Genomic DNA, 23277 nt, shown 5'->3' on the forward strand with positions numbered 1-23277 from the left:
AGTCCGTGCGTTCCGTTCCTGTCTCGGCGTCGGCCCCGGCGCCGACGCCGCTGTCCGCTTCCGCGGCTGCCCCTGTGGCCGCCCCCGTGGCGGCCGCCACCAAGGCGACTCGGCGTGTCACGGCTCCGGTGGTGTCCGGCGCGGCCGGGCGGATGGGCGGTACGGCGCCCGCGCCGGTTGCCGGGACGGGCGCCGGAGGGACCGGACGCAAGAGGGCGGAGGTGTTCGCGTCCGCTGCCGTGCGCACCGGCGGCTCCCCGGCGATCCCGGTGGCAGGCACCGTCATCGACGCCGGGATCGGCACCAGCGCCACCGGACCCAGCGCCACCGGACCCACCGGCACCGGACCCACCGGCACCGGACCCACCGGCACCGGACCCACCGGCACCGGACCCACCGGATCCAGCGCCACCGGACCCACCGGAACCGCTGCCACCGCTCCAGGCACGGGCACCACTGCCACCAGCACCAGCACCAGCACCAGCACCACCGACCCCCACCCCCACCCCGCCACCAAGGCAGACGACCGGCGGCCCGACTTCGGGCGGATCGCCGGTGCGGAGGTGGGTGTCGTCGCCGTGCCGGTGGCGGCCGTGGTGCGGGTGGCGCGGCGGAGGAACGTGATCGGGGCGGAGACGACGGGGTCGATTCCGGTGCATCTGCTGTTCAGGGACGAGCCGGAGGGCGTGGTCCCGCGGGCGGTGGGTGACGACGACGGGCCGGACACCGTGGCGATGGCCGCGCCCGTGCCGGCGAAGGACGCGGCGCCGACGAAGGGGAGGGCGCCGGCCAAGGGTTCTGCGCCGGCCAAGGGTTCTGCGCCGGCCAAGGGTTCTGCGCCGGCCAAGGGTTCTGCGCCGGGGAAGGGTTCGGCGCCGGGGGCGGAGTCGGTGCCGGGGAAGAACGGGAGGAGGCCTGCCATTCCGGCTCCGTCGAAGATTCAGGGATGGGGCGCTCCGGCGGCGGGGCCGGGTGGGCCCGTCAAGCAGGGGAAGCAGAAGCAGAAGGGGGAGCCGGGGTCCGAGGCGTCGGCGGGGGGCGTGCGGAAGGCCCGGCCGGCGGGGCCCGTGGCGGGGGCGAGGCCCGCGCCGACGGCGGATCCCGGGCTGGTGGAGCGGGCTGCGCCGGTGCTGCCGGGCTGGGTCGGGGTGGCGGCGGGGGCGCTGGCGATCGCGGGGTCCGCGGCGGTGGTGTGGTGGACGGGGGCCGTGCCCGAGGAGGTGGCGCGGATGCTGCGGCTGCCGGCGCGCCCGTACAACGGAATCCATCTGGGGCAGTGGGCGCTGCTGGCGCTCGGTGTGGTGGTGACGCTGTTCGCGCTGGGCGGTCTGGGGCGGGGCAGGGTGGGCTACGCGTGGGTGCTGACGCTGTTCGGCGACTACCGGGGGACGGTGCGGCGGACAGGGCTGGTGTGGGTGAGCCCGCTGTTGCTGCGGCGCAGGGTCGACGTACGGCTCCGGCACTGGCGGAGTGAGCCGCTGTCGGCGGTGGACGCCAAGGGGACGGCCCTGGACGTGGTGGTGCTGGTGGTGTGGCGGGTGCGGGACACCGTCCGGGCGGCGCTGGGGGTCGACGGGCACGAGGAGTACCTGCGGGAGCAGGTGGAGGCGGCGATGGCGCGGGTGCTGTCGCAGCTTCCGGCGGACGCGTTCCACGACGACGCGCCGACGCTGCGGGACGCGGAGGCGGTGGGCGAGGCGCTGACGCGGATGCTGTCGGCGGAGTGCGCGCCGGTGGGCGTGGACGTGTTCTCGGCGCAGCCGACGAGGATCGAGTACGCCCCGGAGGTCGCGGCGGCGATGCAGCGGCGGCGGATCGCGGCGATCGACGCGAAGCACCGGGACAGTGTCCTGACGTCGGTGGTGGACGCGGTGGACGACGTGGTCCACCGGCTGACCAGTCGTGGTCTGGTGGAGCTGGACGACTACGAGCGCAAGGCGCTGGTCAAGGACCTGACGGTGGCGTTCTACACGGGCCGGACGGCTCCGGCCGAGGGTGCGTGAGGGGATGGACATGTTCAACTTCCGTCCATACCTTGGTACTTGGTCCAGACCAAATTGAGTCACCCGCAAGACCGCACGCGTGCAGCACGACCCAACGGAACTCCCCACGTTCTCCTGGAGCGACAGCATGCGCAACAAGTCAGTCGGGGCGGCGGTGGTGGCGCTCGGCGTCGCCGGCGTCACCCTCCTCGGCACCGGCAGCGCCGGCAGCCACGGCTACACCGACTCGCCGATCAGCCGCCAGAAGCTCTGCGCCAACGGCACCGTGACCAACTGCGGCCCCATCCAGTGGGAGCCGCAGTCGGTCGAGGGGCCGAAGGGGTTCCCCGCCGCCGGTCCCGCCGACGGCAGGATCTGTTCGGCCGGGCTCACGCAGTTCGCCCAGCTCGACGACCCCCGGGGCGGCACCTGGCCGGCGACGGGCCTCACGTCGGGGCAGAGCTACAGCTTCCGCTGGCAGTTCACGGCCCGGCACCGCACCACCGACTTCAAGTACTACATCACCAGGAACGGCTGGGACCCGACCCAGAAGCTGACCCGGGCCGCGCTCGACCCGCAGCCGTTCCTGACTGTCCCCTACAACAACCAGCAGCCGCCGGCGACCCTCTCGCACTCCGGGACCATCCCGGCGGGCAAGACGGGCCGTCACCTGATCCTGGCGGTGTGGACGATCGCGGACACCGCGAACGCGTTCTACGCCTGCTCGGACGTCAGGTTCTGACCGGTCGGCCGGCCGGGAGCCGTGGCGCTCCGGCCGGCCGTCGGGTCCGAGGCGTTCAGTTCTGACGGTACGTCAGTTACAGTCCGGCCCATGAGGGGTGCGGACACCGTCGCGGAGCTCGTACGACGCCAGTGGGGCGACCACCGGATCGGCCTGAGGGACGAGCACCACACCCTCACCCACCACCAGGTCGCCGCCGGCGCCGCCGCGCGGGCCGCACTGCTCGTGGACCTGATGCCACCCGTGCCGGGGGGCGAGCCGCACCTCGGCATCCTGCTCGACAACACGCCGGAGTACCCGCTCTGGCTCAGCGCGGCGGCCCTCGCGGGGGCCGCCGTCGCCGGGATCAACCCGACCCGGCGCGGCGCCGAACTCGCCCGGGACATCCGGCACACCGCCTGCCGGGTCCTGGTCACCCAGCGCGCCCACCTGCCCCTCCTCGACGGGCTTCCGCTGCCCGGCGTGCGCGTCCTGGTCACCGACACCGACGCCTACCGGGAACTCCTCGCCCCCTACGCGGACGCCCGCCCGGGAGACGCGTCCCTCGGTCCCGTACGCCCCGACAGCCGCTTCCTGCTCTCCTTCACCTCCGGCTCGACGGGCGCGCCCAAGGCCGCCCTGTGCAGCCAGGGACGGCTGGCCGCCGCCGGAGCCTCCCTCGTCTCCCACTTCGGGGTCGGCCGGGACGACGTCCACTACGTCTGCATGCCGATGTTCCACGGCAACGCCGTCATCGCCGACTGGGCGCCCGCGCTCGCGGCCGGCGCCGGGGTCGCGCTGCGGGCCCGCTTCTCGGCCTCCCGCTTCCTGCCCGACGTACGCCGCTTCGGCGCCACCTACTTCACCTACGTGGGCCGGGCCGTCCAGTACCTGCTCGCCACCCCGCCCGCCCCCGACGACCGCGCGCACCCGCTCCGCCTCGGATTCGGCACCGAGGCGGGGGCGGTGGACGCGGCCCGCTTCCGCGAACGCTTCGGGGTCCCGCTCGTGGAGGGGTACGGCTCCTCCGAGGGCGGCGCGGCGATCCAGCGGACCCCGGACACCCCGACGGGCGCGATCGGCAGGGCCGCGCCGGGCGACGACCTCGCGGTCGTCGACGCCGAGACCGGCGAGGTCTGCGTCCCCGCCCGCTTCTCGTCCACCGGCAGGCTCCTCAACGCCTCCGAGGCCGTCGGCGAACTCGTCAACCGCGGCCGCTCGCCCTTCGAGGGCTACTGGCGCAACCCAGAGGCCGAGGCGGCCAGGCTGCGCGGCGGCTGGTACTGGACGGGCGACCTCTTCTACCGGGACGCCGACGGCTTCCTCTACTTCGCGGGCCGCACCGACGACCGGCTGCGGGTCGACAGCGAGAACCTCGCGGCGGCGATGATCGAGCACATCCTCGCCCGCTGGGACCGGGCCGCCGGGGTCGCCGTCTACGCCGTGCCCGACCCCGTCGCCGGAGACCAGGTGATGGCGGCGATCGCGCTGCGCGAGGGCGCCGCCTTCGACCCGGCGGAGTTCACGGCCTTCCTCGCCGCACAGGCGGACCTCGGCACCAAGATGCCGCCGCGCTTCGTCCGCGTGATGCGCGAGCTCCCCCTCACCGCCACCAACAAGATCCACCGCGTCGCCCTCCGCCGCGCCTCCTTCCTCGCCCCCGACCCCGTCTGGTGGCGCCCCACCCCCGGAGCCCCCTACGAGCCCCTCACCCCCGAGGCGACGGCCGCCCTCCAGGAGACGTACGCCCGCCACGGCCGCGCCCCCGCCTGAGGCGCCGCCCCGGGGGTAGGGCCCGCCCCACCCCCGACCCGCCCTCCAGGCCCATGGCACCGCCGGTGGCCGCCGCCTACCGTGGGCGCTCATGGAACCCCGTACGTGTTGGCAGGCACTCACCCGGACGCGTTTCCCCCTCGGCCCGTGGCCCTGGAGGGCCGCCGGGTACCTGGCGAGCGGGGGGATCGTGGGGGCCGCGGTGTGCCTGCTGTACCTGGTGCTCGGGGTGTTCTCGCTGTTCCTCGTCGGACTGCCGCTCCTGCTGCTGTCCGGGCCCGCCCTCGGCGGCGTCGAACGGAGGCGGCTCCGGCTGGTGGACCGGGACCCGGCACCCGACCCGCACCGGGTCCCCGCCGCGCCGGGCCTCGCCGCGTGGCTGCGGGTCAGGGCCGGGGAGCAGGCGACCTGGCGGGAGCTCGCGTACGGGCTGCTGCTCGCGACCGTGCTGTGGCCGCTCGACCTCCTCGCGCTGGCCGTCGGCGTCGGCCTGCCCGTCGCCCTCCTCGGCGCGCCCGTCCGGCTGGCCGTCGACGGGCAGGAGACGAAGGTCGTCAAGGCGTACCTCGTGACGTCCTACCCGGAGGCCTTCGCCGCCGCGTTCGCCGGCGCGGTCCTGCTCGTGGTCCTCGCCTATCCGCTCGCCGCCGTCGCGGGCGCCCACGCGGCCCTGGCCCGGGCCCTGCTCACCCCCCGCGAGGACGACGGGGGCGGCGCCATCGGGGAGGTCATCGCCTCGCGGGCCCGGCTGGTGGACGCCTTCGAGGCCGAGCGGCGGCGGATCGAGCGGGACCTGCACGACGGGGCGCAGCAGCGCCTGGTCGCACTGACCATGACCCTGGGCCTGGCGCGGCTGGACGCCCCGGCCGGCGGCCCGCTGGCCGAGCAGCTGGCGAAGGCCCACACGGAGGCGGGGCAGGTGCTGACCGAGCTGCGGGAGCTGATCCACGGCATCCATCCGCAGGTCCTGGCGGACTACGGGCTCGGCCCGGCGCTCGCCGACGCGGCGGACCGGTCCGCCGTGCCGGTGGACACCGACGTGGAGCTGCCCAGGCTGCCGACGAGCGTGGAGAGCGCCGGGTACTTCGCCGTCTGCGAGGCGCTCGCCAACATCGGCAAGCACAGCGGGGCGACGCGGGCGGCGATCACCGCCCGGCACTCCGGCGGCGTGCTGCGGCTGGCCGTCGAGGACGACGGGCGGGGCGCGGCGGATCCGGCCCGGGGGAGCGGGCTCACCGGACTCGCCGACCGGATCGCCGTCCTCGATGGCACACTGACGATCATGAGCCCGCCGGGCGGGCCGACCGTGCTGCGAGTGGAGATCCCGTGTCCCGCACTGCCCGAAAGCTCCGCGTCGTCCTCGCCGAGGACGGCGTCCTCCTCCGGGAGGGACTGATCGGCCTGCTGGCCCGGTTCGGCCACGAGGTCGTCGCCGCCGTCGGCGACGCCGACGCGCTGCGCGAGGCGGTCGCCGCCCACGCCCCGGACGTCGTCGTCACCGACGTGCGGATGCCGCCCGGCTTCCAGGACGAGGGGCTGCGCGCCGCGGTCGCGCTGCGGGCCGAGCGGCCCGGCCTGCCGGTGCTCGTCCTCAGCCAGTACGTGCAGCGCAGCTACGCCGCCGACCTCCTCGACACGGGCGACGGCACCGGCGTCGGCTACCTGCTCAAGGACCGGGTGGGGCAGGTCGAGGAGTTCCTGGACGCCCTGGCCCGGGTCGCGGACGGCGGCACGGTCGTCGACCCGGAGGTCGTACGGCAGCTGCTGCGCCGGCACCGGGACCCGCTCGACGCGCTCACCCCGCGCGAGCGCGAGGTCCTCGGCCTGGTCGCGGAGGGCCACTCCAACGGGGCGATCGCCCGCCGCCTGGTCGTGACCGAGGCCGCCGTCGGCAAGCACATCGGCAACATCCTCGCGAAGCTGGACCTGCCTCCGGCGGAGGACACCCACCGCCGCGTCCTCGCCGTCCTGACGTACCTCCGCGCCTGACGTACCTCCGCGCCTGACGTACCTCCGCGCCTGACGTACCTCCGCGTCCGGCGTACCTCCGCGCCCGACGCCCGCCGGATCCCGTGCCGGGTGCCTCCGTGCCGGCTCCTGCGCCGGGACTTCCGAGCCCGGCTCCTGCGCCGGGGATCCCGTGCGGGGGCTTCCGCGCCGGCTCCGGGAAGGACAAGAAGGCCCCCTCGCTTGCGCGAGGGGGCCTTCTCTGTCTGTGCGCCGCCAGGGACTCGAACCCCGGACCCGCTGATTAAGAGTCAGCTGCTCTAACCAACTGAGCTAGCGGCGCCTGCTGACAGAGAAAATACTACCTGGTCCCGAGGGGTGCTTCCGACCAACCCGCGGGACCAGGTCTTCCCGTGTCCTCAGATCGCCAGGGAGAGCACCACCGGAGCGGCCCTGCGGTTGAGCGTGTCGGCCGCGGCGCGGAGCCGGTGGGCGTGCTCGATCGGGAGGGAGAGGGCCAGGCAGCCGACGGCCGAGCCCGCCGTGAGCGGGACGGCGGCGCAGACCGTGCCGACCGCGTACTCCTGGAGGTCGAGGACGGGGACGGTCGCCGGCTGGCTGTCGAGCTTCGAGAAGAGGATCCGCTCGCTGGTGATCGTCCTGGAGGTCAGCCGGGCGATCTTGTGCCGGGAGAGGTGGTCCCGCCGGCCGTTCTGGTCGAGCTGGGTGAGCAGGCACTTGCCGACCGCGCTGGCGTGCGCGGCCGAGCGGAAGTCGACCCACTCGTTGACTTTGGGCGTGCGCGGGCCGTCGGCGAACTGGGTGATCTTCACTTCGCCGTCGATGTACCTGCTGATGTAGACCGCGGCGCCGACGGAGTCGCGCAGTTCGGTCAGGGTCTCCTGGAGCTTCGCCTCCAGGGCCTCGCGGCGGGTCAAGCCGGAGCCGAGGAGGACGAGGGAATCCCCGATCACGTACGCGCCGTCGGCCACCTGCTCGACGTACCCCTCGCGCCGGAGCATGAGGAGCAGTGAGGACAGGTGGGCCACGGGCAGGCCGGTCTCGCGCGCGATCTGGACGTCCGTCACTCCGCCACCGTGCCGTGACACCGTCTCGAGGACGCGCAGGGCGTATTGCACCGAGTGGAACGGCGCGGTGGGCTCGGGCTTCAGCGCCACGGTTTCCCCCTACCAGGTTGTGACCGCAAGCTTTCGTACCACGATAGCCTCCAAGGGCCGTTTGCGGGGCGGCTGTTGGCGAGAATGATGCGGACGATCCGGGCCGTACGCTGGGGTGCGCCACTCTGGCATATGCCCATGTCATGAGTTCGGTGGAGACTCTGAGGTCAGGGCGGTGCGTGACGGCGCTCGTGAGCGCGTTCGGCCGGTGGCGAACGGGAGATTTTTTACGGGGAAGCGGACCCGACCACGGCCCTCCGGGTGGCCGAGAACCTCCCCATGACCCCCGGAATAAGCGGAGACACCCTCCTGTTGTAGCCCTGAGGTATCCGGAGGCGCGTTCGGCTACGCATCCGGAGGGTGTCCGGCCGGGTGCCGCCGGGGGGTGTCCGGAGAAGGATTCGCACATGGGCCGAGGAGGGTCTCGACGGTGACCGACGCTATTCGAGGAGAGGCGCGGGGGAACGCGCCCGTACCGCTGTCCGTGCTGGACCTGGTGACCGTCGGCAGCGGGCGGACGGCGACCCAGGCGCTGGCGACCAGCGTCGAGCTGAGCCGGCTCGCCGAGCGGCGCGGCTTCCACCGTCACTGGGTGGCCGAGCACCACTCGATGCCGGGGGTCGCCTCGTCCTCCCCGGCGGTGATCCTCGCCCATCTCGCCGCCCACACCCGCCGCATCCGGCTCGGCTCGGGCGGCGTCATGCTCCCCAACCACGCCCCGCTCGTCATCGCCGAGCAGTTCGGCACCCTGGAGGCGTTCGCCCCGGGCCGGATCGACCTCGGGCTCGGCCGCGCGCCCGGCACCGACGGCGCCACGGCGGCGGCCCTGCGGCGCACGGACACCCTGAACGAGGGCGCGGACGACTTCCCGGAGCAGCTCGCCGAGCTGACCCGCTTCCTGGACGACGACTTCCCGGACGGGCACCCGTACGCCCGGATCCACGCCGTGCCCGGGCCGGTGCAGGGCCCCGGGGGACGGCCGCCGATCTGGCTGCTCGGTTCGTCCGGCTTCAGCGCCCGGCTCGCCGGCCTGCTGGGACTGCCCTTCGCCTTCGCCCACCACTTCTCGGCGCGGAACACGATCCCGGCGCTCGACCTCTACCGGGAGTCGTTCCGGCCGTCGGCGGTCCTCGACGCCCCGTACGCGATGATCGGCGTCTCGGCGCTCGCCGCCGACGAGGCCGCGGAGGCCCGCCGCCAGGTCCTCTCCGGCGCCCTCGCCATGCTGCGGCTGCGCACCGGACGGCCGGGCCTGGTGCCGACGCCGGAGGAGGCGGAGGCGTACGGATTCAGCCCCGCGGAGCGGGAGTTCGTGGACGGCTGGCTGGCGAACGTCGTGTACGGCACCCCGGACGAGGTCCGTACGGGTCTGGACGACCTGCGGAAGCGGACGGGCGCCGACGAGCTGATGATCACGGCCAACGCGCACGGCGGGGAGGCCCGCGTGCGGAGCTACGGACTGATCGCGGACGCGTACGGCCTGCCGGAGCTGCCGGAGGGGTAGGGCCGGCCCGAATCCCGGATTCCGGCAGGGGGTTGGTTCGTTCCGGAACCGTCCCCGCCGCACTCCTAAGTGAACCTTAAACCGCTCGTCACCGATGGTGGCGGGCGGTTTCTTTTTGTGCTGCACCCCTCTGACAAGGCCTTTCATCGTCGAATTGGTCTAGTCCTCAATCTGGTTCAGACCATTGACGTGCCGTTCGCGCGGCGGTTATCACTTCCTCAGCTCCTGTACGGCACCACCCAGTACTCCCCCCATCGGAGGCCGCACGTGCACCCCCGTAAGCCCTTGATCGCCGCGCTCCTGAGCTCGGCCCTCGCCGCCGGTACGCTCGCCGCGACCGTCGGCCTCGGCTCCGCCCAGGCGGCCGAAACGTCGACCACCGCCTCTGCGGGCAACGTGCGCATCGCGTACTACGACCAGTGGAGCGTCTACGGCAACGCGTTCTACCCCAAGCACCTCGACACCCGGGGCATCGCGAGCCAGCTGGACGTCATCAACTACTCGTTCGGCAACATCCACCCCACCAACCTCACCTGTTTCGAGGCCAACAAGGCCGCGGGCGACGACAACAACCCGAGCGCCGGCGACGGCGCGGGCGACTCGTACGCCGACTACCAGAAGTCCTTCAGCGCGGCCGACTCCGTCGACGGCGTCGCCGACAAGTGGGACCAGCCGATCGTGGGCGTCTTCAACCAGTTCAAGGAACTGAAGGCGAAGTACCCCCACCTGAAGATCAACATCTCGCTCGGCGGCTGGACCTACTCCAAGTACTTCCACGACGCGGCCCTGACGGACGCGAGCCGCAAGAAGTTCGTCGCCTCCTGCGTCGACCAGTACATCAAGGGCAACCTGCCCGTCGAGGGCGGTTACGGCGGCGCGGGCACCGCGGCCGGCATCTTCGACGGCATCGACATCGACTGGGAGTACCCGGGCTCCTCCGGCGGCCACCTGGGCAACCACTACGGCCCCGAGGACAAGCAGAACTTCACGCTGCTCCTCGCCGAGTTCCGCAAGCAGCTCGACGCGTACGGCGCGGCCAACGGCGGCAAGAAGTACCTGCTGACCTCGGCCCTCCCGGCCGGTCAGGACAAGATCAAGTACATCGAGACCGACAAGATCGGCCAGTACTTGGACTACGCCAACATCATGACGTACGACATGCACGGCGCCTGGGACGGCGACGGGCCGACGTACCACCAGTCCCCGCTCCACCCCTCGCCGAACGACCCGACCGACGTGATCGCGCCGGGCACGGAGAAGTACAGCATCGACTCGGCCATCGACTCCTGGATCGACGGCAACCCGACGTACGGCATCACCGGCGGCTTCCCCGCCGGCAAGCTGACGCTGGGCTACGAGTTCTACTACCGCGGCTGGAAGGGTGTCCCGGCCGGCACCACCAACGGCCTCGCCCAGACCGCCACCGGCGGCTCCAACGCCCGCCCGCTCAGCCAGCAGGCCGGCATCGCGCACTACAAGGAGCTCGGCGGCATCGTCGACAACGCGTCGACGACCTTCTGGGACGACCAGTCGAAGTCCTCGTACTTCTACAAGGACGGCGAGTTCTTCACCGGCCTGAACCAGCGGTCCATCCAGGCCCGCGTGGACTACGCCAAGCAGCGCGGCCTCGCCGGCGCGATGATGTACTCGCTCCTCGGTCTGGACGAGAACGCCACCCTGCTGAAGCAGATCAACACCGCGCTCGGCGGCACCACCGCCCCGCCGACCACCCCGCCGACGACGCCGCCGACCACCCCGCCCACGACGCCGCCGACCACCCCGCCCACGACGCCGCCGACCACCCCGCCCACCACGGGCTGCGGCTCGGTCCCGGCCTACGTGGCCGGCACGGTCTACAACGCGGGCAACGAGGTCTCGCACAACGGCCGCAAGTGGAAGGCCAAGTGGTGGACCCAGAACGAGACCCCCGGCACCACCGGCGAGTGGGGCGTCTGGCAGGACCTCGGCGCCTGCTGAGTGCCTGACCTCCCTCCGGCCTGACCCGCCGAACCCCGCATGACCACTGCCCCCGCCCGGAATGTCCCTCCGGCCGGGGGCAGTTCCATGCCCGGACCCGGTCAGACCGGAAGCGGCTCCGAGCCGATGAGCTCGGCGATGCGGTCCGGGGTCACCGCGCGCGAGTACAGCCAGCCCTGGCCGGTGTCGCAGCCGATCCGCCGCAGCCGGTCGGCCTGACCGGAGGTCTCCACGCACTCGGCGGTGACCGTGAGGCCGAGCCGGTGCGCCAGGTGGACGAGCGCCTCGACGATCAGCTCGTCCGCCGGGTTGGCGTGCTCCTCGTCCTGGAAGCCCCGGACGAAGGAGCCGTCGAGCTTGAGGACGGAGACGGGCAGCCGGCTCAGATAGGCCAGGTTCGAGTAGCCGGTGCCGAAGTCGTCGATGGCGATCCGCACGCCCATGTCGCTCAGCGCCTGGAGCGCCTGCAACGGCCGGCCGGCCGAGCCCATCACGGCGGACTCGGTCAGCTCCAGCTGGAGCAGATGCGGGGCGAGACCGGTCTCGGCGAGGATCCCCGCGACGTCCGCGACCAGGTCGGAGTCCCAGACCTGACGGACCGCCACGTTCACGCTCACGAAGATCGGGCGCTCGCGCGGATGGTCCTTCTGCCACTGCCGGGCCTGGCGGCAGGCGGTGTCGAGCACCCACCGCCCGAGCTCCACGATGGAGCCGTCCTCCTCGGCGATCCCGATGAACCGATTCGGCGCGAGGGAGCCGAACTGCGGGTGGTTCCAGCGCACCAGCGCCTCCACCCCGCGCACCGCCCCGTCCGCCAGGTCCACCAGGGGCTGGTACTCCAGGGCGAACTCGCCGAGCTCCACGGCCGGCCGCAGCGTGGAGGACAGCGCCTGCCGGGTCATCCGGTGCGCGTTGCGCTCCGGGTCGAACAGGGTCCAGCGGGCCTTGCCGTCGGCCTTGGCCCAGTACAGCGTGGTGTCCGCGGCCTGCATCAGGGCGGTCGCCGTCGTCCCGCGCGCGGAGCGCTCGACCACCCCGATCGACGCGGAGACCGACAGCCGCTGGCCCGCCAGGTCGAACGGCTGCTGGAGCGCGCCCAGCACCGAGCGCGCCAGGTCCGCCAGTTGCTCCGTGCCGGTGGAGTCCTCGACCAGGATCGCGAACTCGTCGCCGCCCAGCCGTGCCACCAGGTGGCCACCGCTGCGGGTGTAGCCGTCGCGGTCCGCGCACTCCGTCAGACGGGCGGCGACGGCGGCGAGGAGCCGGTCGCCGACCCGGTGGCCGAGGGTGTCGTTGACGGCCTTGAAGCCGTCGAGATCGAGGTAGCAGAGACCGATCCGCCCTGTTCTGCCATACCCGTACGACTCGTATGAACGGTCCGGGCGGTGGGCGGGGGCCACCGGCTCGTCCTCCGCCGGAGCGTCCGGAGCGGCGGCTTCCAGGGCGGCGGACAGGCGCTCGAAGAACAGCGCCCGGTTGGGCAGCCGGGTCACCGGGTCGTGCATCTGGAGGTGGCGCAGCCGTGCCTGGAGCTCACGCCGGTCGCTGATGTCGGCGATCGACAGCAGCACGCGCCGGCTGTCGGGCACGGGGGCGACGGTGATCTCGGCCCACAGGGAGCGCCCGTCGGGATGCTTGAGCCGCCGGGTGCAGCGGAAGCGCGAGCGCCGGCCGCCCAGCACCTCGCGGTACGCGTGCCAGGTGCGGCCGTCGGCGGCGAGGTCGACGAGGTCGGCCGCGGCCTGCTCGCGGAGCGCGCCGGGCTCGGCGCCGAGGAGCGCGCCGAAGGAGTCGTTGGCGGCGACGACGGTGCCGCCCTCGTCGACGACGGCCATGGCGAGCCGGGAGACCTGAAAGGCGGCCCGGCAGTCGCGGAGTTCGGCGTCGGTGCGTCCGGCCCGGCCCGTGGAGTCCGGGAACTCGGCGTGACGCTCCGTGAGTGCTCGGTCCGCCGGGTGCTGCTCCGGCGGCTCTGGGTGCACCGGTCCTTCGGGGGTTCCGCTCACCGCTCGCTCCCGTACTGCAGTCGGGCCGGTCGCATGTGGTCGGGACGGTCGGCCAAGGAAGAGTGAGCCGATCATAGAGCCCGTGCGGGGGAGCCTTCCAGCTCCGGGAGGCGTGCGAGGGGCGCCCACCCGTGTGGGGAAGCCCACCCCCGTGCGCTGCCCGATCGTTTCTGCGCGGGTCTGACACGGGTCGACGCGACCTGACCGAATGTGACTTTCCGTGAGCTGAAGCACGTCCGTGTCGCGTCGACCGCGTGGCGCGCCCTCACCCGACCGGGGCAGCGGAAACATGCGAAACCTCGCAAACCATCACAAGGTGGGTGGGGTGTCCCGCATTCCCGATCCGGAGGTCCACGTGAGGGGTCAGCAGCCACCCGGGGGAGTGGAACGCCCGCGGCTGCGTGCCGGAGCGGCGGCCTTCACCTCGCTCGCCGCCCTGGCCGCCACCGGGCTCGTCGCCGGCCCCGCCGTCGGCGCGCCGACGGCGGGCCCTTGCGCGCTGCCCCGTACCGCCGCCCACCACTCGCTCGGCCTCGACACCTGGAACAGCTCCTACCCGCGCCCCGCCCGCCACCTCGACGCGGTCATGGTCTTCCTGTCGTTCCCGGACTCCGACCCGCTCACCGAACCGGCCGAACTCGCCGCCGACCACTTCCCCGCCACCAGCGAGTACTTCGACCGGGCCTCCTACGGGCGCTTCACCCTGCGCCCGCACGCCCAGCGGGCCTGGACCCCGATGCCGAAGGAGTCGGGGGCGTACGACATACGGCGGGACTGGGACGCCGGGAAGCGCGCCGCGTACCTCCGGGACGCGATCGCCGCCGCCGACCCGGACGTCGACTTCTCCGCGTACGACATCGTCTACCTGGTCGCCGACCCCGACGCGCCCGGCGTGGACTCGGACGCCACCAAGGTCGTCAACCTCGACCGGCCCCTGGAGGTCGACGGCGCCGAGCTCAAGCGGGTCGTCACGGTCTTCGAGCGGCACCCGCCCGACCGCAACGTCCTCGCCCACGAGACCGGCCACGTCTTCGACCTGCCCGACCTCTACCACCGGCCGGTGGACGGCAAGGGCGACTGGGACACCCACGTGGGGGACTGGGACGTCATGGGCAGCCAGTTCGGCCTCGCCCCCGACATGTTCGGCTGGCACAAGTGGAAGCTCGGCTGGCTCTCCCGGGCCCAGGTGAGCTGCGTCCAGGGCGCCGGCACCCGGGTGGTCAGCCTGGAGCCGAGCGACGCCCCGCCCCCGGCCGGCGGCACGCTCGGCACCCGGCTGGCCGTCGTCCGCACCGGCCCCGACAGCGTCCTCGCCGTCGAGGCCCGCAGCACCTCCGGCAACGACGCGGAGACGTGCACCGAAGGCGTGCTCGTCTACCGGGTACGGGCCGACGCGGCCTCCGGCGAAGGCCCGGTCGAGGTCGTCGACGCGCACCCGCGCACCGAGGCCTGCTGGGACCGCTCGGTCTACCCGCCGCTGGCGGACGCCCCGCTGGAGGAGGGCGAGACCCTCACGGTGCCCGGGACCGGCGTCCGCGTCGAGGTCACGGACCGCACCGAGACGGGCGGCTGGACGGTGCGGATCACCCCGCCGGCCATCGACTGAGGAGCCGGGCACGGCGTCCGTGCCCGGAACACGAAGAAGCCCCCCGCTTCCGCGAGGGGCTTCTTCCGTCTGTGCGCCGCCAGGGACTCGAACCCCGGACCCGCTGATTAAGAGTCAGCTGCTCTAACCAACTGAGCTAGCGGCGCCTGCTGACGTCGTAGACATTAGCAGGCGGATCGGCGGGAGGAAAAATCGATACCCGCACGTCGGCGGTGGAGGCCGCCCGGACGGCCCGCACGCAGGCCCACAGCACCACCTCGGGACCCGGCAGCCACGGGTGCCGGGTGTCCGGGGCGACCAGCCAGCGGGGCCCGGCGGTGTCGGCGGACGGCACGAGCGGCGGCACGGTCACCGCGTCCCCCGCTCCGTGGCACAGCGGCCGGGGGACCGCCTCGCCCCACTCCTCCCAGTCGAGCAGGGCGGGCAGCCGCTGGGCCGTCCCCGGCGCGGCGAACAGCATCATCCGGCCCCGGTGCACCGCGACGGGCCCCGACCCCGGGCCCTCCTCCCACAGCCGGTCCAGCATCCTGCGCCCGAAGACCGGGTCCACGTTGACGACGTCGAAGACCGTCCCGCAGGGCAGCGCCGCCGACGAGGAGGGCCGGGCCTCCCAGCGGGTGAGCGCCGCCCCGCCTCCCCCGGCGGCCGAGGCGAGCCAGGTGGCCCCGTCGGCGGTCACCCGTGCCGTCTGGTGCCGTCCCTCGTCACCCTCCCGGAGGAAGCGGAAGACGTCGTGCGGGGTCTCGTCGCGCATCCAGGTCGTCATGCGTCCCAGATCTACCCGTCGTGACCGAGCGGTCGCCGAGGGTTCCGGGAAACCCGGACACGGAGACCCCGCGCGGAGTATCGTGCGCTCCGCATATGCCAGGGGGCGCGTGCTGGGCGCACACGCGCCGACCCCCGCGCGGGGGCGCAGGGAGGCATCGGATCGGCGGCTCAGGGGCCCGGGGTCCCTCCGCCCAAGGGGCTCGCAAGCCCGGGGTCCATCCGTCCAAGGGGCTCGCAAGCCCAGGGCCCATCCGCCCGAGGGGCTCACAAGCCCGGGGCTCCTCCGCCCGGGGGGCTCAGGCCTGCTCCTCCGCGGGGCGGCCGTTCGTGCGGATCAGGTCACGGCCGAACTCGATCATCTTCACCGCGTAGTCCTCGGTCCACTGGGCCCGCTCGGCGACGGCCGCGGGCGTCAGCCGGTCGAACCGGCGCGGGTCGGCCAGCTGGGCGGCGGCGATGGCCTGGAACTCGGTCGCCCGGTCCGTGGCCGCCCGGAACGCGAGCGTCAGCTCGGTCGCGCGGGCCAGGAGCTCCCGGGGGTCCTCTATCGACTCCAGGTCGAAGAAGTGCTCCGGATCGGCGGTCGCCTCGGCAGGCTCGAAGACCAGCGGGGCCGGCCGAAGCCGCCGCTGTCCGCTCCGCTCCGCGGGTTCCGCCATCGTCCTTCTCCTCCTCGCACAGGCACGGCCCGGAATCCCGGGCCGTCTTCCATTGTCCCGCGTCCCGCAAGGGCGCGAACCTCGCGCCCCGCGCCCCCGGGGAGCCCCCGGTCCCCGGGGGCGCGGGGCCGTCAGCCGTCGAGGCCGCGCAGCAGCAGGCGCAGCCCGCCGAAGAACTCCTGGGCGGGGTCCACCTCGCCGGCGGCCCGCGCCGTCTCCGCCAGATGGGGGAACCGGTCCTCGGGCAGCCCGGCGATGACCGCGGTGCCCTCGCCGGCGAGGGGTCCGAGGCGTTCGAGCTGGATCGCCCCGGTGACGTACCCGTGGAGCGCGCGCAGGGCGACGACCCGCTGCCGGCCGTCGATCCCCGCCTCGGTCAGGATGCCGAGCACGGTCTCCGACCAGCGCAGGCCCGCGGCCGCGTGGTGCCGATGGGCGAGGGTCAGCGGGACGGCCTCCGGGTGGCCGGCCACGGCGTCGCGCAACCGCCCGACCATGGTCTCGATCCGCTCCCGCCAGGGGGCGCCGGGGTCGGGCGGGGTGGCGTCGACGGAGCCCAGCACGCGGTCGACCACGAGCCCTTCCAGCTCCTCGCGGTCGCTCACGTAGCGGTAGAGCCCCATGGGGCTCATGCCGAGTTCCTTGGCGACGGTGCGCATGGAGAGGGCGGCGAGCCCGTCGCGGTCGATGACGGCGAGGGCCGCGGCGGCCAGTCGGTCCAGGGTGAGGGAGCGGGGTCGTGGCATGGCGGTTGACAGCGTACGCCATACGCCTACGCTGTTAGGAGTACGCCGTACGCCTACGGATCCATGCCCGCCGCCCCGCCACGATCCCTCGATCCCTCCATGCCTCCGTGACTCCGTGACTCCGTGTCCACGAGGAAGGTGCCCCATGCCCGAGCCCAAGCCCACGCCCCGGCCCCGCACGTCCCGGCCCTCCGGCGGCCCGCTCCGCGGCGGCCGCTGGGAACCCGGGCGTTCCGTGCCCGCCCGGACGCTCACCCCGGTCCTCGGCCCCTCGCTGTCCCTCCCGGACCCCGAGCGCCCCACCCACGTGCAGTTCCGGCGCTTCGCGGGCTGCCCGGTCTGCAACCTCCACCTGCGGTCGGTGGTCCTGAGGCACGAGGAGATCGAACGGGCCGGGATCCGTGAGGTGGTCCTCTTCCATTCCCCCGCCGACGAGCTCCGCGAGCACGTCGCCCACCTGCCGTTCGCCGTCGTCGCGGACCCGGCCCGGGTGCTGTACGCCGAGTTCGGGGTGGGGGCCCACCGCAGGGCCCTGCTCGACCCACGCGCCTGGCCGGCGATCCTCCGGTCCCTGCTCCACGGCGTCCGGGAGCTGCTCCGAGGGCGGGGGCGGCTGCCCGCCGCCTCCCAGCCCGCCGGTCGCCTCGGCCTTCCCGCCGACTTCCTGATCGCCCCGGACGGCCGCGTCGCCGCCGTGAAGTACGGCGAGCACGTCTACGACCAGTGGTCGGTCGACGAACTCCTCGCCCTGGCCGCCCGGCTCACGGAGTCCAGCTGACCCGGTGTTCCGCCAGGTGGGAGAGGACCGCGTGGTTCGCCTCCCAGCCGTCGGGGAACGACACCGCCGCGCCCAGCTGGACCGGCTCCGTCGACGGATGCTCGTCGAGGAGCTCCGTGACGCCCGCCCGGCACACCACCACACAGGCGTGCCGGTGCCGGGAGGCGAGGACGCACAGCCGGCCCGTCTCCAGGTGGAAGGCCGTGGCGTCCGGACGGCCGGACAGCGGATGGAGGACGACCGTCACGTCGTACTCGCGGCCCTGGAGACGGTTCGCGGTGTCCACCGTCACCCCGGTCAGGCCGAGGGCGGCGAGCGCCGCCCGGACCGCCGCCGCCTGATCACGGTGGGCGGTGCCGACCGCCACCCGGTCCGGAGTCAGCGGAACCGGCTGCTCCGACTGCTCCGAGACCGCGACCCCGCCCCGGTCGAGCAGCCGGCGCACCACCAGGGCGACCGCGCCGACCGCCTCCGGATCGGTCCGCGGGGTGCGCATGGCCGGCAGTTCGAGCAGGCCCCAGCCCGACTCGGCCGCCTCGTCGAGGACCCGGTCGGGCCCCGAACCGTCCGACGGCACCGAGAACGAGAGCGTCCGGTCCCCGGGCCCGGTGCCGCTGCGGAACGGCGTGAACGGGTAGAAGGCGTCCGAGACCAGAGGCGCCGCCGAGGCCGGCAGCCGCCACGACACCGGCAGCCGGTGCTGCGGCAGCTCCGGATTGTGCGCCAGGAGCGTGGAGACCGCGCTCGCCGACGGGTCGTACGAGAGCCCCGCCCACTGCTCCGCGCCCACCACCGAGAACGGGTCGAGCTGCCCCGGGTCGCCCACGAACAGCGCCCGCTCGAACAGCCCCGCCACCGCGAGCAGCGCGTCCGAGCGCATCTGGTACGCCTCGTCGACGATCGCGTGCGCCCACGGCTCGACGTTCTTCACGTGCGCCCACTTCGCGGACGTGGACAGGACCACCGGCAGCCCGGCCAGCTCACCCGCCTTCGCCGACTTCCGTACGTGGTCCAGGTCGTCGAGCGCCTTGTCGTACGGGTCGCTGTCGTTCGAGTGCAGCCGGCCCACCTCCAGGTCCGGCTCCTTCGCGGCGAGCCGCAGCACCAGGTCGTCCACCTGCGCGTTCGTCTGCGCGACCACCATCAGGGGGCGGCCCGCTGCGGCCAGTTCGAGGGCCGCGCGCACCACCAGGGTCGACTTCCCCGCGCCCGGCGGGGAGTCGACGACGACACCGCGCGACGAGCCGTGCAGGGTGTCCGCGAGGATGCCGTCCGTCGCACGGCCCGCCTCGGCGGAGGGATCGAACACGGTCACGCTCACAGCACGTCCTCGGGGGTCACGGCGTCGGGCAGTTCGACGGCGTCCGTCCGGGGCGGGCCGCCGTGCGTCCAGGGGGTCTCCTCCGGATCGGGCAGCTTCGGACCGACCCGCTGCTCGTGCTCGAACAGCGTCCAGGCGATCCGCTCGCCCTTCTCCGGCACCGAACCCTCCGCGGGCTCCCTCGACCGGCCCATCCGGTCCAGGACCCGGAGCAGCAGCGAGCCGTCCTCCTCGTACCGTACGAACTCCGCCGTCTGCGGTTTCCCGTCGAGCGACCGGAACACCTTCGTCCTCTCGCCCAGGTGCGGCCGGTCGTCCGTGCGGACCGTGAGGAGCGGGCGCGGCGCGGGCCGCTTCGACTCCGTCCAGGCCATCGTCACCTCGACCACCTCGGCGGTGAACGCCTCGCCCGCGAGCCGCCGTCCGGCGAGCACCAGCGGATCGTCCAGCGCCTCCTGCGCCTCCAGCTGGCCCTGCGCCTGCTCGCGGGCGGCCAGCTTCGAGGCGGCCGTCACGGCGTCGTCCCGGCGCGGCTGCGGCGGCTCGCCCGCGGTGACCCGGTCACGGTGGGCGGTGAAGGACCAGCGGTCCCGGGTCCAGCGGTCCTCGACCCGGGTCCCCTCCGGCAGCTCCCGCAGCAGCCCGATCGCCCGCCACACCGCCTCCCAGGTCGGCTTCAGCTGCGAGACGACCAGCCGGCGCAGCTCCCGCTCGGCCGCGTGCAGCTCGCCCAGACCCGCGTCGGCCGCCTCGCCGTCCTCGGCGGCGCCGAGCGCCTGCCGGGCCCGGTCGTACCGCTCGATCGCGGGCGCGAGCAGCCGGTTGTCGAAGGCCGGGTCCGTCGCGGGCCCGGCCGGCGGGCACAGCAACTGGCCCTGGGAGTCCCGGCCCACCTCGGCCCGCAGCGCGGCCTCGGCGCCCGGCTCCCCGTCGTACGGATCGATCCAGGCGAGCAGCGCGCCCAGGTGCTGGTCCTCCAGGGACGACTGGCCGGTCGCCCAGTGCCGGTTGAGCAGGTCGGTCGCCGCGAGCAGCAGCGAGGAGCCGGGCACCCGGGCCCGCTCGCCGAAGTGCGTCAGCCAGCGCCCGAGCAGCGGCACCCGCGGCGGCGCCGGGAACGGCGTCTCCGGGTCCTGCTCCGCCGTCCGCCGGAACCGCGTCGACCGGCCGAGCAGCCGTACGTACTCCACACCCGCCCGGCTCGGCACGATCAGCTGCGGCGCGTCCGCGCACAGCTCGACCTCGACCTTCACCTTCTTTCCGGTCTCCGCGTCCACCTCGCTGCGCTCCACCGCCTCGACGGCGCCCGTGAACGAGTCGACGTACGGCAGGACCTCCTCCGCCAGGTCGGCGAGGAACGCGAACCGCAGGTCCCGGTCCCGGGGCTGGGGCACCACCAGGAGCCGAGGCTCCTCGGGATCGGTGCCGACGAGCGCGCCCAGCGGGGCGCCCGCCTCGCCGGCCGTCGTCAGCGGCACCAGGACGAGCGGCCGCTCCGAGAGCCGCCGGTGCCGTACGGTCGCCAGCGGCTGCGCCCGGCCCGACTCGACGGCCTCCATCCGGGCCAGCAGGGAGATCAGCGACACGGCAGGGCCTCCGTCCCCGCCGGGGCGTTCCCGCCCGGGGCCCCCGCCGCCGACAGCGCCTCCGCGCGCAGCGCCCGTGCCCGCCGCAGCGCCGCGACCGCGGGGTCCGCCGGATCGCCCTGCTCGCCGCGCGCCGCCGCGAGGACCGCGCCGACCGTCGTCAGACCGCCGAGCTCGGCCCGTACCGAACGGCCCAGGGTCTCCACCGCGTCGGCCTCCCGGGCCCGGGACCGGCAGTGGAAGGCCAGCTCGCAGGCGGCCAGGCACTCCGGCGCGTACTGGTGGGGCACGCGCTCCACGGACGCCGCCAGCTCCTCGGGCGAGCGCTCCGCCACGTCGAAGCTGACGCCTTCCGGCAGCGCGGCGGCGATCTCGTCGATCCGGGTCAGCCGGTCCAGCTGGCGCCGGGTGACCGACCGCTGCTTGCGCACGTCGACGACCGACGCCGTCGGCACGTTCGAGAAGTCCTTGGGGCAGACGAGGACGACCGAGTGCGCCACCCGCGCGCCCTCGGTGCGCGCCGCCACCCGCTCGAGCGCGAGCACGTACACCGCGGCCTGCCGGGCCGCCGCGCCCACCTTCGCCGCGTCGGCCGAACCGTCGATCATCGGGAACGACTTGACCTCCACCACCGTCCACCCGCCGTCCGGGCGGACCACCACGGCGTCCGGCTCCAGATAGACCGGCGAGCCGGCCACCTCCAGGGCGAGCAGCGGATGGTCGAGCAGCGTCCAGCCGCCGGACCCGGTCGCCTCCCGCAGCGCCAGCGCCGTGCGGGCGGTGCGGCCCTCGGGACCGGCCGCCGCCAGATCGGGCACGGACACCTCGCCCGGCTCCTCGGCTCCGACCAGGCGCAGCAGTTCGCGGCCGCCGTCCGCCTTCACCTTCGCCTCGAAGGAGTTGCCCCGCACGATCGCGAACTGCGACTGCCCGAAGGGGGCCGGCGAGCCGAGCTTCGCGGCGAGCACGGACTTGTCGACCCCGGCGCCGTCGAGCAGGGCCCGTCGCCGGCAGCCGGGGTTGGCGGCCAGCGCGGCGAGGGCCCGCGCGTCCAGCGGGCGCGGCACGACGGCCGGCCCGCGGAGCTCAGCGAGCAATCGGCGTGTCGTCTGCGGCGGTAGGGACGGACCGCTGTCCGGGGATGCGCTCACCCGCGGAAGTCTCCCATCCGCCACCGACAACGGGGGGAGCTTCCGGTTTCCGGCGCCGCCGCCCGGCGACCCGCGGCAGGTACGGGGCGAGGAGCAGCCCGGCCGCCATGACGGCCACCCCGGCGACCGCGTCGAGCAGGTAGTGGTTGGCGGTCCCCATCACGACCAGCGCGGTGACCAGCGGATACGCCACGCCGAGCGCCTTCGCCAAGGGGGTCCGCCCGTACCGCCACAGCATCACTCCGCACCACAGCGCCCAGCCCACGTGCAGGCTGGGCATCGCCGCGTACTGGTTGGTCATCCCGCCCAGCCCGCGCGGCGCGCTGGCCTCGCCGCCCCACCAGCCGTACGCGCTGAAGCGCGCCATGGTGTCGGTGAAGCCGTACACCGGGTCGAGCAGCCGGGGCGGGCAGGTCGGCAGCAGGGTGAAGCCGACCAGACCGAGCAGGGTGGAGACCATCAGCCAGGAGCGGGCGGCCCGGTAGTGCGCGGGGCGGCGGCGGAACAGCCACACGAGGATCGCCGGGGTCACGAGGTAGTGCAGCGAGGCGTACGCGAAGTCCGCCGGGATCCCCAGCGCCGGGACGTCCGTGAACAGCCGGTTCAGCGGGTGCTCGGCGTCGATCCCGAGCGCCTCCTCCGCCCGCAGGATCGCGAGCCCGTGCTCCACGGCCGTCGCCTCGTCGCCGCGCACGAGGAGCCGCCCGCCGGTGTACGCCGCGTACACGACGGCGATCAGCGACAGCTCGGCCCACCACCGTGGCTTGCCCATGGATGAAGTCCCCCCAGAAGGTGTCCGCCCCGGGGGAGGGGACGCCGGACGCCGCCGGGGGGTTGCCCGGGCGCCACCCCGAATTCGGTTGGGCGATGATGGGAGAGGCACGTCCGCACCGTGAACCCCTGGAGCGTCCTTCCCATGGCACCGCGCATCCTGCTCGCCCGGCACGGCCAGACCGAGTGGTCACTTCTCGGCCGGCACACCGGCAGGACCGACATCCCGCTGCTCGACGAGGGGCGGCGCGGCGCGAAGCTGCTCGGTGAGCGCCTGCACCGCGGGCCCTGGCAGGGGCTGCCGGACGTCGAGGTCCGCACCAGCCCGCTCGTACGGGCCGCCGAGACCTGCGAGCTCGCCGGCTTCGGCGAGCGGGCCGAGCCGTGGGACGCCCTCATGGAGTGGGACTACGGCGCGTACGAGGGGATGACCCCGCCCGAGATCCAGGCCGTCCAGCCCGGCTGGTTCATCTGGCGCGACGGCGTCCCCGACGGCGAGACCCTCGGGCAGCTCTCGGACCGCGCCGACGAGATCGTGAACCGGGCCCGCTCCGCCGACCGGGACGTCCTGGTCTTCGCGCACGGCCACATCCTGCGCTCCATCGCCGCCCGCTGGCTCGGCGAGGACGTGTTCTTCGCGTCCCGCATCCGCCTCGACCCGACGAGCCTGTCGGTACTCGGCTGGGCGTACGGCGCCCCGGCACTCGAGCGCTGGAACGACACCGGCCACCTGGAATAGCCCCGGAACCCGTCGGCACCGCGTCCCCGGAACCTGCCGGCACCGCGTCCCCGGAACCCGTCGG

At 74.0% G+C, this 23277-nt stretch carries 19 protein-coding genes and 2 tRNA genes; 10 read left to right on the top strand and 11 right to left on the bottom strand.

Annotation, left to right across the window (positions count from 1 at the left end; translation table 11 throughout):
• The first annotated feature begins 221 nt into the window (after positions 1-221).
• The 5 genes from AC067A_RS31875 (at position 222) to AC067A_RS31895 (ending at position 6465) form a co-directional block, all read left to right on the top strand.
• The gene (locus AC067A_RS31875; protein ID WP_479246327.1) at positions 222-2003 is read left to right on the top strand and encodes an SPFH domain-containing protein; all 1782 of its coding nucleotides are present in this window, start codon (positions 222-224) and stop codon (positions 2001-2003) included.
• 127 nt (positions 2004-2130) lie between these two features.
• Positions 2131-2724 (top strand): lytic polysaccharide monooxygenase auxiliary activity family 9 protein, encoded by a 594-nt coding sequence (locus AC067A_RS31880; protein ID WP_479246329.1) that lies wholly within the window; start codon positions 2131-2133, stop codon positions 2722-2724.
• A 90-nt stretch (positions 2725-2814) separates the two neighbouring features.
• The gene (locus tag AC067A_RS31885) at positions 2815-4476 is read left to right on the top strand and encodes an AMP-binding protein (protein WP_479246331.1); all 1662 of its coding nucleotides are present in this window, start codon (positions 2815-2817) and stop codon (positions 4474-4476) included.
• Positions 4477-4567: 91 nt separating this feature from the next.
• Positions 4568-5872 (top strand): sensor histidine kinase, encoded by a 1305-nt coding sequence (locus AC067A_RS31890; RefSeq protein WP_479246333.1) that lies wholly within the window; start codon positions 4568-4570, stop codon positions 5870-5872.
• Complete coding sequence (locus tag AC067A_RS31895) at positions 5803-6465, top strand: response regulator (protein ID WP_479246335.1); 663 nt, start codon at positions 5803-5805, stop codon at positions 6463-6465. The genes AC067A_RS31890 and AC067A_RS31895 overlap by 70 nt, the downstream gene beginning before the upstream one ends.
• Before the next feature lie 227 nt (positions 6466-6692).
• On the opposite strand, the gene AC067A_RS31900 is transcribed toward AC067A_RS31895, so the two are convergent.
• Positions 6693-6766, bottom strand: a tRNA-Lys gene (locus AC067A_RS31900).
• 76 nt (positions 6767-6842) lie between these two features.
• Positions 6843-7601 carry an IclR family transcriptional regulator gene (locus tag AC067A_RS31905; RefSeq protein ID WP_017237127.1) on the bottom strand — a complete coding sequence of 253 codons (759 nt, stop codon included), beginning with the start codon at positions 7599-7601 and terminating at the stop codon, positions 6843-6845.
• 430 nt (positions 7602-8031) lie between these two features.
• On the opposite strand from AC067A_RS31905, the gene AC067A_RS31910 reads away from it, so the two are divergent.
• A complete protein-coding gene (locus AC067A_RS31910) occupies positions 8032-9105 on the top strand; it encodes an LLM class flavin-dependent oxidoreductase (protein WP_479246337.1) in 1074 nt (357 codons plus the stop codon).
• Positions 9106-9372: 267 nt separating this feature from the next.
• Positions 9373-11082, top strand: a complete 1710-nt coding sequence (locus AC067A_RS31915) for a glycosyl hydrolase family 18 protein (protein ID WP_479246339.1) — start codon at positions 9373-9375, stop codon at positions 11080-11082.
• Between the two features lie 101 nt (positions 11083-11183).
• Here the strand turns inward: AC067A_RS31915 and AC067A_RS31920 are convergent, their stop codons facing one another.
• A complete protein-coding gene (locus AC067A_RS31920) occupies positions 11184-13088 on the bottom strand; it encodes a putative bifunctional diguanylate cyclase/phosphodiesterase (protein WP_479246341.1) in 1905 nt (634 codons plus the stop codon).
• A 325-nt stretch (positions 13089-13413) separates the two neighbouring features.
• On the opposite strand from AC067A_RS31920, the gene AC067A_RS31925 reads away from it, so the two are divergent.
• Positions 13414-14694, top strand: a complete 1281-nt coding sequence (locus AC067A_RS31925; RefSeq protein WP_479246343.1) for a M6 family metalloprotease domain-containing protein — start codon at positions 13414-13416, stop codon at positions 14692-14694.
• A gap of 72 nt (positions 14695-14766) precedes the next feature.
• Here AC067A_RS31925 and AC067A_RS31930 read toward each other — a convergent pair.
• The 4 genes from AC067A_RS31930 to AC067A_RS31945 all read right to left on the bottom strand — a co-directional run bounded on the left by AC067A_RS31930 (position 14767) and on the right by AC067A_RS31945 (position 16867).
• A tRNA-Lys gene (locus AC067A_RS31930) sits at positions 14767-14840 on the bottom strand.
• Positions 14831-15460 carry a hypothetical protein gene (locus tag AC067A_RS31935; RefSeq protein ID WP_479246345.1) on the bottom strand — a complete coding sequence of 210 codons (630 nt, stop codon included), beginning with the start codon at positions 15458-15460 and terminating at the stop codon, positions 14831-14833. Before AC067A_RS31935 ends, AC067A_RS31930 begins: the two co-directional genes overlap by 10 nt.
• 298 nt (positions 15461-15758) lie before the next feature.
• Positions 15759-16121, bottom strand: coding sequence for a hypothetical protein (locus AC067A_RS31940; protein ID WP_479246347.1), 363 nt, complete (start codon positions 16119-16121; stop codon positions 15759-15761).
• A gap of 131 nt (positions 16122-16252) precedes the next feature.
• On the bottom strand, positions 16253-16867 hold the full coding sequence (locus AC067A_RS31945) for a TetR/AcrR family transcriptional regulator (RefSeq protein ID WP_479246348.1): 615 nt from the start codon (positions 16865-16867) through the stop codon (positions 16253-16255).
• A gap of 145 nt (positions 16868-17012) precedes the next feature.
• On the opposite strand from AC067A_RS31945, the gene AC067A_RS31950 reads away from it, so the two are divergent.
• Complete coding sequence (locus tag AC067A_RS31950) at positions 17013-17645, top strand: peroxiredoxin-like family protein (protein ID WP_479246350.1); 633 nt, start codon at positions 17013-17015, stop codon at positions 17643-17645.
• Here AC067A_RS31950 and AC067A_RS31955 read toward each other — a convergent pair.
• From AC067A_RS31955 to AC067A_RS31970, 4 genes are read right to left on the bottom strand one after another with little or no spacing between them, the layout of a single operon-like run.
• Positions 17629-18966 (bottom strand): AAA family ATPase, encoded by a 1338-nt coding sequence (locus AC067A_RS31955; protein ID WP_479246351.1) that lies wholly within the window; start codon positions 18964-18966, stop codon positions 17629-17631. The genes AC067A_RS31950 and AC067A_RS31955 overlap by 17 nt on opposite strands.
• Positions 18963-20552 (bottom strand): hypothetical protein, encoded by a 1590-nt coding sequence (locus AC067A_RS31960; RefSeq protein WP_479246352.1) that lies wholly within the window; start codon positions 20550-20552, stop codon positions 18963-18965. Before AC067A_RS31960 ends, AC067A_RS31955 begins: the two co-directional genes overlap by 4 nt.
• Positions 20543-21703 (bottom strand): hypothetical protein, encoded by a 1161-nt coding sequence (locus AC067A_RS31965; RefSeq protein ID WP_479246354.1) that lies wholly within the window; start codon positions 21701-21703, stop codon positions 20543-20545. The genes AC067A_RS31960 and AC067A_RS31965 overlap by 10 nt, the downstream gene beginning before the upstream one ends.
• Positions 21639-22475 carry a phosphatase PAP2 family protein gene (locus tag AC067A_RS31970; protein ID WP_479246356.1) on the bottom strand — a complete coding sequence of 279 codons (837 nt, stop codon included), beginning with the start codon at positions 22473-22475 and terminating at the stop codon, positions 21639-21641. The genes AC067A_RS31965 and AC067A_RS31970 overlap by 65 nt, the downstream gene beginning before the upstream one ends.
• 144 nt (positions 22476-22619) lie before the next feature.
• Here AC067A_RS31970 and AC067A_RS31975 point away from each other — a divergent pair, with 144 nt between their 5' ends.
• On the top strand, positions 22620-23213 hold the full coding sequence (locus AC067A_RS31975) for a histidine phosphatase family protein (RefSeq protein WP_479246358.1): 594 nt from the start codon (positions 22620-22622) through the stop codon (positions 23211-23213).
• Positions 23214-23277: the final 64 nt, after the last annotated feature.

This window comes from Streptomyces sp. NPDC043176 (genome assembly GCF_056436715.1).